Source organism: Streptomyces sp. URMC 126, assembly GCF_051386555.1.
Classification (GTDB): domain Bacteria; phylum Actinomycetota; class Actinomycetes; order Streptomycetales; family Streptomycetaceae; genus Streptomyces.
Genome location: NZ_JBPQTX010000770.1, coordinates 1 through 287 on the forward strand (window position 1 = coordinate 1; position 287 = coordinate 287).

The 287-nt window shown below is 71.8% G+C and carries 1 pseudogene; it reads right to left on the bottom strand.

What is annotated here, in order from left to right:
- A pseudogene (locus tag ACSNOK_RS33835) lies at positions 1-287 on the bottom strand (IS256 family transposase); the annotation flags it as partial.

A 287-nucleotide genomic window follows, 5' to 3' on the forward strand; every position in this document is an offset into this window, starting at 1 on the left:
GTTCCAGCGCGGCCCGGAGGGTGGGCAGGTGCAGGTGGCCATTCACGCGGCGGAACTGCTTGCTCGCTTCGACCATGCCGGCCGCGCACCAGCGCAGCGCCATCTGGCCGTTGCGCCAGCGCTTGACGTTCGTGGCGTGGTCACGGCAGATCGAGATCATCGACTCGATCGCGTTCGTGCTGCGCAGCGTGCGCGCGAGCGTGGGAGGCACCCCGGGCCGGAGCACGGTCAGCGTCTCGTGCAGGCCCTCCCGCAGGCTGCCGGCGGCACCGGGGTGGGTCTTGTCC